Source organism: Kitasatospora sp. NPDC004531 (assembly GCF_053602195.1).
On sequence record NZ_JBSGDD010000012.1, the window covers coordinates 1 to 13,931 of the forward strand.

General features: G+C 74.9%; 11 protein-coding genes. 6 read left to right on the plus strand and 5 right to left on the minus strand.

Features of this window, described 5'->3' with window-relative positions; translation table 11 throughout:
• Positions 1–95: 95 nt before the first annotated feature.
• Both ACWEMJ_RS08040 and ACWEMJ_RS08045 read right to left on the minus strand, forming a co-directional pair.
• Positions 96–449 (minus strand): beta/gamma crystallin domain-containing protein, encoded by a 354-nt coding sequence (locus tag ACWEMJ_RS08040; RefSeq protein WP_452136120.1) that lies wholly within the window; start codon positions 447–449, stop codon positions 96–98.
• 193 nt (positions 450–642) lie between these two features.
• A complete protein-coding gene (locus ACWEMJ_RS08045; protein ID WP_452136121.1) occupies positions 643–1,377 on the minus strand; it encodes an SseB family protein in 735 nt (244 codons plus the stop codon).
• A 174-nt stretch (positions 1,378–1,551) separates the two neighbouring features.
• On the opposite strand from ACWEMJ_RS08045, the gene ACWEMJ_RS08050 reads away from it, so the two are divergent.
• Positions 1,552–1,863: a hypothetical protein gene (locus ACWEMJ_RS08050; RefSeq protein ID WP_452136122.1), complete on the plus strand. Its 312-nt coding sequence runs from the start codon at positions 1,552–1,554 to the stop codon at positions 1,861–1,863.
• A gap of 49 nt (positions 1,864–1,912) precedes the next feature.
• Positions 1,913–2,947, plus strand: a complete 1,035-nt coding sequence (locus tag ACWEMJ_RS08055) for an ABC transporter substrate-binding protein (RefSeq protein ID WP_452136123.1) — start codon at positions 1,913–1,915, stop codon at positions 2,945–2,947.
• Positions 2,948–3,011: 64 nt separating this feature from the next.
• Here the strand turns inward: ACWEMJ_RS08055 and ACWEMJ_RS08060 are convergent, their stop codons facing one another.
• Positions 3,012–7,259 (minus strand): DUF7507 domain-containing protein, encoded by a 4,248-nt coding sequence (locus ACWEMJ_RS08060; RefSeq protein WP_452136124.1) that lies wholly within the window; start codon positions 7,257–7,259, stop codon positions 3,012–3,014.
• Positions 7,260–7,462: 203 nt separating this feature from the next.
• On the opposite strand from ACWEMJ_RS08060, the gene ACWEMJ_RS08065 reads away from it, so the two are divergent.
• The 3 genes from ACWEMJ_RS08065 to ACWEMJ_RS08075 all read left to right on the plus strand — a co-directional run bounded on the left by ACWEMJ_RS08065 (position 7,463) and on the right by ACWEMJ_RS08075 (position 10,363).
• The gene (locus ACWEMJ_RS08065; RefSeq protein WP_452136125.1) at positions 7,463–8,683 is read left to right on the plus strand and encodes an alanine racemase; all 1,221 of its coding nucleotides are present in this window, start codon (positions 7,463–7,465) and stop codon (positions 8,681–8,683) included.
• Between the two features lie 106 nt (positions 8,684–8,789).
• Positions 8,790–9,200 (plus strand): YciI family protein, encoded by a 411-nt coding sequence (locus ACWEMJ_RS08070; RefSeq protein WP_452136126.1) that lies wholly within the window; start codon positions 8,790–8,792, stop codon positions 9,198–9,200.
• Positions 9,197–10,363, plus strand: coding sequence for an RNA polymerase sigma factor (locus tag ACWEMJ_RS08075; protein ID WP_452136127.1), 1,167 nt, complete (start codon positions 9,197–9,199; stop codon positions 10,361–10,363). The genes ACWEMJ_RS08070 and ACWEMJ_RS08075 overlap by 4 nt, the downstream gene beginning before the upstream one ends.
• Before the next feature lie 18 nt (positions 10,364–10,381).
• Here the strand turns inward: ACWEMJ_RS08075 and ACWEMJ_RS08080 are convergent, their stop codons facing one another.
• Complete coding sequence (locus tag ACWEMJ_RS08080; protein WP_452136128.1) at positions 10,382–11,530, minus strand: DUF2510 domain-containing protein; 1,149 nt, start codon at positions 11,528–11,530, stop codon at positions 10,382–10,384.
• A 218-nt stretch (positions 11,531–11,748) separates the two neighbouring features.
• On the opposite strand from ACWEMJ_RS08080, the gene ACWEMJ_RS08085 reads away from it, so the two are divergent.
• Positions 11,749–12,477, plus strand: a complete 729-nt coding sequence (locus ACWEMJ_RS08085; RefSeq protein WP_452136129.1) for a gamma-glutamyl-gamma-aminobutyrate hydrolase family protein — start codon at positions 11,749–11,751, stop codon at positions 12,475–12,477.
• Between the two features lie 112 nt (positions 12,478–12,589).
• Here the strand turns inward: ACWEMJ_RS08085 and chrA are convergent, their stop codons facing one another.
• A complete protein-coding gene (gene chrA, locus ACWEMJ_RS08090; protein WP_452136130.1) occupies positions 12,590–13,780 on the minus strand; it encodes a chromate efflux transporter in 1,191 nt (396 codons plus the stop codon).
• Positions 13,781–13,931 lie beyond the last annotated feature (151 nt).

A 13,931-nucleotide genomic window follows, 5' to 3' on the forward strand; every position in this document is an offset into this window, starting at 1 on the left:
GCGCCCCCCCCCCTCCTCCCCCTCCCCCCCCCCCCCACCCGCGGACCCCCCGCCGCGCGGCGGCCCCCCCCCCCCGCCGCCCCCCCCACGGCCGTTCAGACGATCTGGATGGCCCGGACCCGGGGCGGGCGGTTGGGGAAGGTGATGTCCGTCCAGCGGTCGATGCGGACCGAATCGCCGTTGACGTCGTAGTAGATGAGGTCGTTGTTGCCGGTGGAGATGCGGTCCACCCACCAGCCGCCGAAGTCCGTGGTGCCGCCGTTGGCGTAGCAGTCGACGCTCTCCCGCCCGTCCAGATGGGACCAGATCTTCAGGAAGTTCTCGCCGCCGACGCACTGCACGTGGTCGATCGCCCAGGCGTGGCCGCTCGGCACGCTGACGGTGAACGCCAGCGCCGCGGCGAACGCGGTGGCCAGCGAGAGCACGACCCTCTTGGTCCTGGAGAACACGGGACTCCCCTTCGCACGAACCCGACCGGCCCGCGGCGGGCCGCCGCGCGCTCCGGGAACCCTCAACCTAGCGAGGGCGGTCCCCCGTTCGGCCGCAACACTCCGAATGCGAACCGCCCTCACGGGAGTTCACCCGTCCGTGTCGAAACCGTTCTCCCGCGCCGGACTCGGGAGCGAGCCTCAGGCACGGGCCTCAGGCGCGGGTGAAGAACGGTTCCTGCTCCAGGGGCTGGGCCAGGAAGGCGAGTTGGAGGCCGTGGTCCAGGCGCAGGCGCAGGGCGTCGGCGGAGGCGAGGGCCTGGCCGAGGCGGGTGGCGAGGGGGCGGGGGTCGGCGGTGGGGTCGGCGAGGACGAGGGCGAGGGTGGCGTCCGCGTCGGTGGCCGGGGCGAGGTGGGCGGCGGCGATCTCGGGTTCGGCGGCCAGCAGCTCGCGCAGCGCCCGGTGCACCTCGGGGTCGGTGTGCGGCGGCAGGTAGGGCCGGTTCTCGGCGACGGCGCGCAGGCGGGCGCCGGTGAGCAGGTAGGTGACCGGGCCGGCCGGGTCGATCAGCAGGGTGTCGGCGCGCTCGGAGAACGCGACCATCGCGGCCTGCGGGGCGGCCACCGGCGCGGGCCGGGCGTCCGCCCGCCAGCTCGCCATGGTCGCCATCGAGGTGAAGGCGGGCAGCGCGCGGCGTCCGTCGGCGGCCTCCATGACCGGCACCGCCATGTCGCTGGTCTTCTCGCGCTTGTGCCCGTTCTCGTCGTACTCCACCTCCCCCAGCACGGCCACGATCGGCACCATGAGCCGGCTCGGCGTCAGTGCGGCCAGCAACTCGCCCTCGGCGGACGGGTCCTGCTGCCAGGCGGCGAGGGCGGCGGCGAGGACGGGGTCGGCGGTGCCGTCGTCCTCGGCGAACCCGGGATTGGGGATGTTCTTGCGCTCCACCCGTCGAGCGTATGCCACGTTTACGCCGGGCCGGTCGGCGGTGCGGGGGCGCGGGCCGGGCGGGGGTCGGGGGCCGGACGGGTGGGCCGGGCCCGTTCCCCGCTGCGGGTGCGGCGGGGGTGCGGCACGCTGGGCGGACGGGTGCCGGTGGTACCGACGGAAAGGAAGACCATCGTGGGAACGTACGACCCGATGTTCGCAGTGCGCGGCGCGGCGGACGCGGTGACCGTGGCGGCGAAGGACGTGGCCGGCGGGCGCGCCGGATGGCACCGCCCGGCGGACGCCGGCAACTCGCTGGAGCGGATGGACCACCTGGCCACCGCCCTGTCCGACCTGCTGCGCCAGCAGGCGATGGCACTGCCGCAGCTCACCCGGGACCCGCAGGCGACGCAGGCCGCCAAGCTGGTCTCCGAGGCCGCCACCACCGCCGCCCAGCTGGCCGAGCAGCTCCGCAAGGCCGCCGTCACCACCCGCGCGGTGCGCTGAGCGGCATCATGGTGGGTCAGGTGACTCATGGGGCGGGAGTGGTGCGGGGATGGACGCGATACGCATCGGTGTGCTGGCGCCGTTGAGCCGGCCGGGCTGGGTCGAGGCCGGCCGGCAGCTGCTGGGCGGCATGGCGGCGGCCGTGGGCGAGCTGAACGCGGCGGGCGGCGCGGCCGGGCGGCCGGTGGAGCTGCTGGTGCGGGACACGGCGGCGGACCCGCAGCGCGCGGCGGCGGCCGTCGACGAGCTGGCCGGGCTCCAAGTGGCCGCCCTGGCAGGCGAGTTCCACAGCGTGGCGGCCCGGGCGGCGGCCGCCCGCGCGGCCGAGGCCGGGGTGCCGTTCCTCTGCTCGTCGGCGGTGCTGGACGCGCTGACCGAGCAGCCGACGGACGTGGTGGCGCGGCTGGCCCCCGCCCAGTCGCACGGTTGGCGGGTGTACGCGGACTTCCTGCTCGGCGCCGGCCACCGCCGCGTCGCGGTGGTCACCCAGGGCGGCGCGTACTGGGAGTCCGGCACCCGCGTCCTGCGCGAGCGCCTCGGCGCGCACGGCGGCGACGTGGTCGAGCTCGACCCGGTCGGCGTGCCCGACGCGCTGGCCGCATCCGGGGCGAGCGCCGTCCTGCTGCTGACGGGCTTCCCGGACCCGGCGGTCCCGATCGTCCGGGCCGTGCGCCGGGACGACCGGCTCGCCGACGTGCTGATCGGCGCCCCGGCCGGGCAGCCCGAGTTCACCGAGTGGGCGTCGCTGCTGGGCGCGGACGGTGCCGGGGTGCCGTTCCTGCGCTACCTGCCGGAGCGGCTCGATGCGGCGGGCGCGCGGATCGCCGACGTGCTGCGTCAACACCTGGGCGAGCAGCCGTCGTTCGTGGCCTTCGAGGGCTGGGACACCATCTCCGTCCTGGCCGCGCTGGCGCAGACGGGGGCGGCCGACTTCTCACGCGTGCGGGTGACGGGCAGCCGCGGGCCGATCCGCTTCGCACGGGTGCCGGGCATCGGTGTGCTCCAGTGGGCATGGGCGCCCGTCCAGGTCGCCGACCGCGACCCGGCCGCCCCCGGGCGGTGGCGGGTGCTGCACACCGGCTGAGCGGCGGGCGGACGCGGCGGTGCCCGCCTCCCGGGCGGGAGGCGGGCACCGTCGGGGGGCGCGGTCAGCCGCGGCGCCTGCGCACCGACAGCACCAGGACCGTGCCGGCCAGCAGGACCAGCGCCGCGTACCCGAGCACCCGCGTGGTCGCGGTGCCGGAGTGCGCGAGCTCGTGGCCGGGCCGGGACGGGCTCGGCGTCGGGGTCGGCGTCGGGGTCGGGACGGGACCGGTCGGTTCGACCGCCACCTGCGCGGTGGATTCGGGCGAGGTGACGCTCGCACCGTCGGGCGCGTGGCCGGTGGCGGTCGCGGTGTTCGTGAGCAGGTTCTCGCTCAGGTCCTCCTCGGTGACGGTGTAGTCGGCGGTGCAGGTGAGCTGCCCGCCGGGGAACAGCCGGGCGGTGTCGGCCGGCGGGCAGTCGGGCACGGGCGGGGTGCCGTGGCCGTTGAAGGCGGTGTCGGTGACGCTCACGTCGGTCTGGGCGACGTTGCCGGTGTTGGTGACGGTGAAGGTGTAGTGGACGGTGTCGCCGGCCTCGTGGACGACGGCCGGGGTGGCGCTCTTGACCAGGGTCAGCGCCGGGTTGGCCCGGGACGGGTAGACGGCGGTGCCGGCCTCGGAGCGCACGGTCCGGCCGCCGGGGTCGGTGGCGGTGGCGGTGGCGGTGTTGCTGATCCGCCCGGCGTCGACGTCGGCCGCGGTGACGACGTAGGTCGCGGTGCAGGCGATGGCGACGCCGGGGGCGAGCGAGGCGGCCTCGGGCGGGCAGGACGGGGTGGGCGCGGTGCCGTGGCCGTCGAACGCGGTCTCCTGGACGTCGAGTCCGGTGAGCGTGACGTTGCCGGTGTTGGTGACGAGGAACTGGTAGGTGACCGTGGTGCCCTCGGTCAGCGGCGTGTCGGCGGGCCCGGCGGTCTTGGCGAGGGTGAGCGCGGGCGCGGCCGCCGCGGTGACGGTGGCGCGGGCCTCGGCCGAGACGGGGTCGGCGAAGCCGGCCGGCGCGTGGCCGGTGGCGGTCGCGGTGTTGGTGATCGTGCCGGCGTCGATGTCGGCCTGGGTGGTGGTGTAGGCGGCGGTGCAGACCACCGAGTCCTGCGGTGCCAGGGTGAGCGCGTCGGGCGGGCATTCGACCAGCGGCGCGCCGCCGGAGCCGGTGAAGGAGGTCTCGTCGACGCGCACGTCGGTGAGCGGGACGCCGCCGGTGTTGGTGACGGTGAAGGAGTAGGCGAGGACGGCGCCGGCCCGGCCGACGGTGGTCGGCGTGACGCTCTTGGCGAGCGAGACGCCGGGCGCGGCGACGGTCCGCACGGTGGCGGAGGCCGGGTTGCTGACCGGGTCGGGGCCGGAGGCGGCGGTGCCCTTGGCGGTGGCCGTGTTGGCGATCGACCCGCCGGCGACGTCCTGCGCGGTGACGGTGTAGAGGGCCGTGCAGGTGGTGGTCTCCCCGGGCGCGAGGTCGGCGGCCCGGCAGACCGGGACGGGCTTGGCGCCGCTGCCGGTGAAGACGCTCTCGTCGATGCTCACGCCGGAGACGGCGACGGTGCCGGTGTTGGCGACCTCGTAGGTGTAGGTGACGGTGTCCCCGGCGGTGGCGAGGACCCGGTCGACCAGCTTGCTGAGGCTCAGTTCGGCGTTGTCGCCCAGCGGGGTGGAGCTGATCACCTGGACGTCGGCCTGCGTCCCGAGGCTGGCGATCACGGCGGGGTTGATCACCGCGGGGCCGGTGTAGTGCAGGCCGGGCGGCGGGGTCGGCGGCGGGTTCTCGGTGATGGTGCACTGCTGGCCGTCGTAGAAGGTGAGCGGCGCGGCGGTGGCGCTGCTCGCCCCGGCGGGGACGGTCGCCGACCAGGTCTGCGGCGGCTGGGTGCCGCAGGTGACGGTGCCGGTGAAGGTGAGCGGGGCGGGCAGGCCGCCGGCGGGGAGGCCGGTGAGCTGCTTGGTGACGGTGATGGCCGAGGCGGTGTTGAAGACCTGGAGCGAGACGCTGCTGCTGTTCGACGACGGGATGGCGTCGAGGAACGCGTCGGGGCCGGTGGAGGACTTGGCGGTGGCGGTGTTGGGGTAGGTGCCGGGGATCGGTCCGGCGGTGCCGGTGACGGTGATGGTGACGTAGTCCTGGTTGCCGCCGATCTGCGGGACGGTGGAGGTGACGGTGCGGGTCGCCGGGTCGAAGACCACCGCGCCGCAGGTCGAGGCGGCGGAGTTGGCGGTGCAGGTCGCCGAGCCGTACTCGAAGGCGGTGGCGGGCGGCAGCGGGTCGGAGAACTCCACCGACCTGGCGGTCTGCGGCGATCCGTTGGAGACCTTGATCGTGTAGCTGACGGCCTCTCCGGACCGCACCGCGGCCGGCACCACGGCCTTGTTGACGGCGATGTCCGCGCACGGGGCGCTCGCCGTGGCGTAGGCGGCGCTGCTGCCGGTGTTGACCAGCGGCTGCCGGACGAAGAAGTTCGTGTTGTTGCTGACCTGGGTGGGCGTGCTGGGGCAGGACGCCAGCGGGCTCGGGTCGACGGGGTCGACGGTCAGCACGATGGTCAGTTTGGCGCCGACCGGGAACGCCCCGAGGTCCCCGTAGTACGCCATCGCGTTGGCGTCGATCGTGGTGTCGGTGAGGAACGACGGGCAGGTCACGCCGCCCTCGCCGGTGCACGACACGATGTGGATGCGGAACTCGCGGTAGAAGGAGGTAGCCATCGACAGGTAGTCGCGGATCGTGGCGCCGTCGGCGGCGTTGGGGCCCTTGTTCTCGTACGTCATGGTGTACGTGTTGGGCAGGCCCGGCAGCAGCAGGGTGCTGCTCTGCGTCTTGGTGACGGCGATCGAGGTCTCCGGGCACTTGTCGGGCGTCAGCCCGGTCGCGACGACCACCGCGCTGCTGTTGCCGGTGTTGACCAGCGGCGCGACGGGGAACAGCTGCGCGGTGTTGGTGATCCGGTCGGCCCGGGGAGCGGCGCTGCACGCGGTGGGCGCGCCGGTCGGGTCGACGGTCATCACCACCGTCAGCTCGGCGCCCGCGGGGAAGTCCCCGAGCTGCCCGTAGTAGACCATGGTGCTGTTGTTGGCCGTGGTGTCCGTGATGAACGAGGGGCAGGTGACACCGCCGGTGCCGTTGCAGGACACGATGTGCACGGCGTACGAGGTGTAGATCCGCTGCTCGGACTCCAGGAAGTCGCGGATGGTCGCGCCGTCGGCCGCGAGCGGGCCGTTGTTGCGGTAGGTGACCGTGTAGGTGTTGGGCTGCCCCGGCAGGATCTGGGGGTTGGCCTGCGTCTTGGTGACGGAGAGGTTCGTCCGGGGGCACGGGCTCGGGGTGAGCCCGGTGGCCGAGACCGACGCCGAACTGGACAGGGTGTTGGTCACGTTGGTCGGGGTGAAGAAGTTGGCGGTGTTGGAGACGATGTCGGCGGTCGGCGACGAGGAGCAGGCCGGCTCCGGGCCGGTCGGGTCGACCGTCATCACGACCGTGAGCTTGGCGCCCGGGGGGAAGTCCCCGATCTCCCCGTAGAAGATCGCGGTGCTGTTGTTGGCCGTGGTGTCCGTGATGAACGAGGGGCAGCTGGCGCCGCCGGTGCCGTCGCAGGACACGATGTGCACGGCGTACGAGGTGTAGAGCCGCTGCGAGGAGTCCAGGTAGTCGCGGATCGTCGCGCCGTCCGCCCAGCCCTGGCCCTCGTTGCTGTACGTGACGGTGTAGGTGTTCGGCTGGCCCGGCAGGATCGTGGTCGCGGACTGGGACTTGGTGACCCGCAGGCTCATCCGGTTGTTGATGGCGGTGCTGATCGAGCTGTCGTCGGAGCTCGGGTCGGAGTCGGTCGCGCCCGGTGGCGGGTCGATGTGCGAGGAGGCCGTGACCGACGACGGGGAGGGGGCGCCGAAGCGGCCGGTGACGGTCAGGGTCAGCACGCCGATGTGCGGCAGGCTGACGGCGGTGCCCGAGACCTGGCTGTTCGTCACGGTCAGCGAGGCGGGGCAGGCGGCGCCGGCGGCCGCGGCGCAGGTCGCCGTCACGTGGGTCGCGGCGGCGGGCAGCGTGACGGTGAACGGCGCCCCGTCGGCCGCGGTCAGCTCGTTGTTGCTCATGGTCACCGTGTAGGTGAACTCCTGGCCGGCGTACCCGCTGACCGGCCCGGCGATGTTGGTCGTCACGTCCACGACGTCGCCGACCGCGGCGGGCGCGCGGGTCACGGGCCCGGCCGCCGCCGGCACGGCGGCCACCGGCGGCGCGGACAGCGCCACCGTCCCCCAGGTGAGCAGTGCGGCCAGGAAGGGCGCGCACCGCCTCCGTCGAATCGCCGACCGGGCCTCGACCATCTCGAACCACCCTCAGTGTCAGCCGATCGGACCGGGCGGCCCCAGGAACGTCGATCGGGCGGTGGGCACACAACGGCCCCACGCTCGCCCGTCGGCGCGCGTCCGCCCGGAAGGGCACCACCGACGGCCCCCGAAATCAGTCCGATGAACTACCTGGAACGAGGGCCTACCGCCCGGTAGGGCGATGTGGCAGTCTGCGGGCCATGGCTCTCGCTGAAACCGCCGCGACCAGCGGCACCGTGTCCGACCGCGCCAGGTACGACCGGGCGACGGCCCACCTGGACGCGCCGCTGGCGATCGTCGATCTGGCCGCGTTCGACGCCAACGCGGCGGACCTGGTGCGGCGGGCGGGCGGGAAGCCGATCCGGGTGGCCTCCAAGTCGGTGCGCTGCCGGGCGCTGCTGGAGCGGGTGCTGGCGCGGGACGGCTTCGCGGGCGTGATGAGCTTCACCCTCGCGGAGTCGCTGTGGCTGGCGGGGGCCGGGTTCACGGACGTGCTGCTGGCGTACCCGTCGGCGGACCGGGCCGGGTTCGGGCGGCTGACGGCGGATCCGGAGCTGGCGCGGCAGGTCACCGTGCTGGTGGACGACCTCGCGCAGCTGGAGCTGATCGACGCGGCCCGGGAGGGTTCGGCGACGGTGCGGGTCTGCCTGGAGCTGGACACCTCGCTGCACCTGCTGGGCGGCCGGGTCCGCGTCGGGGCCCGCCGCTCGCCGCTGCGCACCCCCGAACAGCTGGGCCGGTTCGCCGAGTCGGTGAACGCGCGGCGCGGGTTCGAGGTGGTCGGCCTGATGGCGTACGAGGGCCATGTGGCGGGCGTCGGCGACGCGCTGCCGGGCCGGCCGGTGCGGTCGGCGGCGATCCGGCTGATGCAGGGCCGGGCCCGGGCCGAGCTGGCGCAGCGGCGGGCCGAGGTGGTGCGCCGGGTGCGGCAGGTCGCCGACCTGGAGTTCGTGAACGGCGGCGGCACCGGCAGCGTGGAGTCCACGGTGGCGGAGCGGGCGGTGACGGAGGTGGCGGCGGGTTCCGGGCTGTTCGTGCCCCGGCTGTTCGACCACTACCGGTCGTTCCGGGGCCGGCCGGCGGCGCTGTTCGCGCAGCCGGTGGTGCGCCGGCCCGGGGTGGGCGTGGTGACGGTGCTCGGCGGCGGCTACCCGGCGTCCGGCCCGGCGGGGGCGGACCGCTCCCCCGTCCCCTATCTGCCGGCCGGTCTGCGCTACGACCCGCAGGAGGGCGCGGGCGAGGTGCAGACGCCGCTGCTGGGCTCGGCGGCGGACGATCTGCTGATCGGCGACCGGGTGTGGTTCCGGCACGCGAAGGCCGGTGAGCTGTGCGAGCGCTTCGCGCAGTTGCACCTGGTCGAGGGCGACGCCGTGGTGGAGACGGTGCCGACCTATCGCGGCGAGGGCCGGACGTTCCTGTAGGGCGGGAAGAAATTCTTCGGCGGGCATGTCGAGAACCCCGGCGGGGCTCCGTCCCAGGGTCGAAGGCGGCCACAATGGGTCGCGTCACCACCGAGGAGTGAGAACGATGGCGAAGTACCTGCTGCTCAAGCACTACCGGGGCAATCCGCAGGCGGTGAACTGCGTGCCGATGGACGAGTGGACGCCCGCCGAGGTCACCGCGCACATCCAGTACATGAACGACCTCGCGGACCGGCTGCGGGACAGCGGCGAGTTCGTGGACGCCCAGGCGCTCGCCCCGCGCGGCACCTGGGTGCGCTCCGACGGCGAGGGCCGTCCGCCCGTCACCGACGGGCCGTTCGCGGAGACCAAGGACCTGATCGCCGGCTGGATGGCGATCGACGTGGACAGCTACGAGCGGGCGCTGGAGGTCGCCGCCGAACTGTCCGCGGCGCCGGGCGCGAACGGCGAGCCGATCCACGAGTGGCTGGAGCTGCGCCCGTTCCTGACCGAGTACCCGGACACCGTCACCGAGTGAACGACCACGGGCTCGACGAGGCGGCGCTGCGCGTGCTGACGCCCGAGGTGCTGGGCGTCCTGGTGCGGCGCGGCGCGGATTTCGCGGCGGCGGAGGACGCCGTCCAGGAGGCGCTGCTGGAGGCGGTGCGGACCTGGCCGGCCGATCCGCCGCGCGATCCGAAGGGCTGGCTGATCACCGTCGGCTGGCGGCGCTTCCTGGACGCGGCCCGCTCGGAGGCCTCGCGCCGCCGCCGCGAGGACCTGGTGGAGGAGCAGCCCGGGCCCGGGCCGGTGCCGGACGTCGACGACTCGCTGCGGCTGTACTTCCTGTGCGCGCACCCGTCGTTGACGCCGGCGTCGGCGGTGGCGCTGACGCTGCGCGCCGTCGGCGGGCTGACCACCCGGCAGATCGCGCAGGCGTACCTGGTGCCGGAGGCGACCATGGCGCAGCGGATCAGCCGGGCGAAGCGGACGGTGAGCGGGGCCCGGCTGGACCGGCCGGGCGACCTGGCGACGGTGCTGCGGGTGCTGTACCTGGTGTTCAACGAGGGCTACTCGGGGGACGTCGACCTGGCGGCCGAGGCGATCCGGCTGACCCGGCAGCTGGCCGCCCGGATCGACCACCCGGAGGTGTCCGGGCTGCTGGCGCTGATGCTGCTGCACCACGCCCGCCGGCCCGGGCGCACCGCGCCGGACGGCAGCCTCGTCCCGCTGGCCGAGCAGGACCGTTCCCGCTGGGACACCGCACTGATCGCCGAGGGCGTGACGATTCTGCAGGCCGCGCTGGCCCGCGACCGGCTCGGCGAGTTCCAGGCGCAGGCGGCGATCGCCGCGCTGCACGCGGACGCGCCGCGCGCCGAGGAGACCGACTGGGTGCAGATCGTCGAGTGGTACGACGAGCTGGCCGCGCTGACGGACAGTCCGGTGGTGCGGCTGAACCGGGCGGTCGCCGTCGGCGAGGCGGACGGGCCGCGGGCGGGCCTGGCCGCGCTCGCGGAGCTGGACGCCGCGCTGCCCCGGCACACCGCCGCGTCCGCGTACCTGCACGAGCGGGCCGGCGACCTGCGGGCGGCGGCCCGGCTGTACGCGCAGGCCGCGGCGAAGGCCGGGGCGGTGGCCGAGCGGGACCATCTGGTGCGGCAGGCGGCGCGGCTCAACACCCTTCTGCGCGAAGGGGGTTGAGCCGCGCTCGCGGCGGCCTCAGGTGGTGGTGCCGGTGCCGAGGGGGCCGCCCTTGAAGGTGGCGATGCCCTTGACGATGGCGTCCATCTGGTCGAGGCCCGGGGCCTTGTCGGCGATGTCGAAGCCCAGGTGCACGGCGGTCAGCGCCTTGCCGTCGGCGGTGGGGAAGACCACGGTCTCCACGTAGCCGTTGTTGCCCTTGGGCGCGTCGACCTTCCAGCGCACCAGGTGGCCGGCGCGGCCGGCCACCGTGACGGCCTCGTTCTTCAGCTCCTGGTGGCCGGTGATGTCGCCGTAGGCGGCCTTCGCGGCGGCCTCGATGTCCTGCTGGGCGGCCTGCTTGGCGTCGGTGCCGTTGATCCGGCTGCTGTCGGCGCCGCCCAGCGAGCAGGTGTCGGAGCTGCTGCCCGCGCAGGTGTACTCGCCGATGCTCAGGGCGGCGAAGCCGGCCTTGGTGGTGCCGCCCTGCCAGCCGCTGGGGATCGGCAGCGAGATGCCGTTGACCAGGTCGACGGCGAGGTCGGCGTTGACGCCGTCGCTGTCGCCCTTGCCGTTCTTCCCCTCGCCCTGGCCGGGGAGGCCCGGGATGCCGTCGCCGGGGCCGTTCTTGCCGTTCTTGCCGCTTCCGCCGCTCCCGCCGTTCTCGCCGTTCTCGCCGTTCTCGCCGTCGAAGCCCTCGCCCTTGTGGCCCGGGCGGTTCTCCGGGGACGACTTAGCGGCGGCGTGCTTGCCGGAGTGCCCGTCCATCGCCAGGTAGGTGACGCCGGAGCCGAGGCCCAGGCCGAGCAGGGCGGCCACCGAGGCCGCGATCACCACCGGCTTCGACGGGCGGCGGCGCGGCTTGGCCGGCGGCAGCCCCGCGTACGGGGGCGGCGGCGGGTAGTGGACGGTGTGCCCGGCGGCGTCCAGCACGGTGCCTTCCAGGACGGTGGCGTGCTCGGCGCCGGGGGCGGCGTCGGCAGGGGTGCCGGGTGCGTCGGCCGGGGTGCCGGGCGCGGCGTCGGCGGGGGCGGCGGACGGGCCGCCGGGTGCGGCATCGGGGGCGGCCGAGGCCGGTCGGGTGCTGGCGGTCCAGCCCTTGCCGTCCCACCAGCGCTCGGGGCGGGGGTCGCTGTCGGTGTCGACGGGGTCCGGGTACCACCCGGCCGGAATCTGCTGCTCACTCACATCCACGACCCTAAGCGGCCCCGGGTAAACGGGAAATCAGCGTGCACCCGGAATCCGGGGTTCGACGATGAGATTCGGGTGAGAATCGCGCACAACCGCCGTTCGGGTGAACCCGATACGCCGACCGGGGCGTGTTCTGTGCTCCACGCGCCTGATGGGGCGCACGGGGGTGGTGGGTCGCGCCGGTGGGGGCGCGCCCGGGCGCTTGAATGCGCGCCATGACCTCACGCCCCGTCATCGGCATCAGCACGTTCCTCCTCGACGCCGGCTGGGGCCGGTGGGACTCCATCCGCTCGGTGCTGCTCCCCGAGCGCTACCCGGCCCTCTTCCAACAGGTCGGCGGCATCGCCGTCATGCTGCCGCCCGACGCCCCCGAACACGCCGCGGACGCGGTCGCCCGCCTCGACGGCCTGGTCATCGCCGGCGGCGAGGACGTCGCCCCCGCGCTGTACGGCGAGCCCGTCCATCCCCGGACGGTGGCCAACGCCCCCGAGCGCGACCGCTGGGAGGCCGCACTGATCCGCGCCGCGCTCGCCGCCGGCACCCCGCTGCTGGGCATCTGCCGCGGCATGCAACTGCTCAACGTGGTGTGCGGCGGCTCGCTCATCCAGCACCTGCCCGACGTCATCGGCGACCGGCTCGACCACCGCGGCCCCCGGGCCGACTACGGCCGCCACCCGGTCCACCCGATCCCCGGCACCCTGCTCGCCGACCTCTTCCCCGAGCCGTCGGTCAGCGTCCCCACCAACCACCACCAGGCCGTCGCCCGCCTCGGCAAGGGCCTCACCGTCTCCGCCCACGCCCCCGACGGCACCATCGAGGCCATCGAGGGCCCCGGCTTCACCCTCGGCGTCCAGTGGCACCCCGAACAGGGCGAGGACCTCCGGGTCGCCCGCGCCCTCGTCCACGCCACCCGCCCGGCCCCGGTTCCCGTCCCGGCCGCCTGACCAGGCGATACGAGCCCGCCGGGGCCGGGCCGCGGCACCACGCCGCCGGGCCCGGCTCGTCGCTCCCGCCGCGCGCCCCGCCCGGCCGTCCGCGCCCCCGCCGTCCCGTCCGCTACGGGAGCGGGAGGCCGGACAGGGCGGCGGCCGTGCCGAGGAGGCCGGCGGCCAGCAGGCAGGGGACGACGCCTCGGCGCAGGGCGAGCAGCCAGCCGGCGGCGAGGGCCAGGATCGCGTACTGCCAGGCCTGGTCGAGGGCCAGCGCCAGCGGCAGCGCGGAGCCGGCGATGGCGCCGATCACGGCGGGGCCCGCGCCGGTGAGGAAGTCCTGGACGGCGGTGTTGGCCCGCAGGCGGTCGAAGTGCGCCGCGCCGAGCAGGACCAGCAGGAAGGACGGGCCGAACGCCACCGCCGAGGCGAACAGTCCGCCGAGGACGCCCGCCGCCGCGTAGCCGACCACGGCGACGGTCTGCACGACCGGTCCGGGGGTGATCTGGCCGAGGGCGACGGCGTTCAGGAACTGGCCGTCCGTCATCCAGTGGTAGCGGTGCACGGCGTCCTGCTGCATCAGCGGGATGATCACGAAGCCGCCGCCGTACGACAGCGCGCCCACCTTGAACGCGACCCAGGCCAGCGCCCCGAACCCGCCGGTCGCGGCGAGGCCCGGGACGAGCAGCGGCAGCGCGGCACGGGGGCCGTCACCCTTCGGCCCGGGCCGTTCGACATCACCCGTTCGGCTGATTCGACGGGCGCCGCGCCGGAAGGCGATCTCGGCGGCGCCGGTGGCGAGCAGGACGAGCACCAGCCACGGCCCGGTGAGGACCGCGGCCGCCGCGCCGAGCAGCAGGTAGCAGGCCCAGCGGACCCGGGCGGCCCCCGGGCCGGAGCGCTGCAGGCTGGCCGGGACGAGTGCACCCGCGGCCTGCACGGCGACGGCGGCGACCGCCGCACCCGCCCCGGCGGCCGCGCCGAGCACCCAGCGCGGCGGGTCGCCGGCCAGGAACAGCGCGGACAGCAGCAGGATCAGCACCAGCCCGGGCAGGATGAACGCCGCCCCGCCCACCAGCGCGCCGGCCGTGCCGCGCACCCGCCAGGCGGTGAAGATCGCCAGCTGGGTGGAGGCGGGGCCGGGCAGCAGGTTGGTGGCGGCGATGCCGTCCTCGAACTCGTTCGCCGCGAGCCAGCCGCGCTGCTCCACGCACAGCCGGCGCAGCAGCAGGATGTGCGCGGGCGGCCCGCCGAATCCGAGCACGCCGATCCGGCCCCACTCCTTGGCGATCACCGTCAGCGGCACCTGCTCCGGCATTCCGCCCCCTTTTCCCGTCGAGGCCCGTCGAGGCCCTTCGAAGCCCGTCGAGGGCCCGCGCGACCTGCGCTGATGCGGGCCGCACCCTACCTGACCCGAATGGCCTACAGGAGAACGACAACGGTCACCAGTGCAGCCTTTGGATCTTCCT

Coding starts and splice junctions, on each gene's coding strand:
- ACWEMJ_RS08055 (WP_452136123.1), top strand. CDS start 1,913: ATGGACGCGATACGCATCGGTGTGCTGGCGCCGTTGAGCCGGCCGGGC.
- ACWEMJ_RS08065 (WP_452136125.1), top strand. CDS start 7,463: ATGGCTCTCGCTGAAACCGCCGCGACCAGCGGCACCGTGTCCGACCGC.
- ACWEMJ_RS08070 (WP_452136126.1), top strand. CDS start 8,790: ATGGCGAAGTACCTGCTGCTCAAGCACTACCGGGGCAATCCGCAGGCG.
- ACWEMJ_RS08060 (WP_452136124.1), bottom strand. CDS start 7,259: ATGGTCGAGGCCCGGTCGGCGATTCGACGGAGGCGGTGCGCGCCCTTC.
- chrA (WP_452136130.1), bottom strand. CDS start 13,780: ATGCCGGAGCAGGTGCCGCTGACGGTGATCGCCAAGGAGTGGGGCCGG.
- ACWEMJ_RS08085 (WP_452136129.1), top strand. CDS start 11,749: ATGACCTCACGCCCCGTCATCGGCATCAGCACGTTCCTCCTCGACGCC.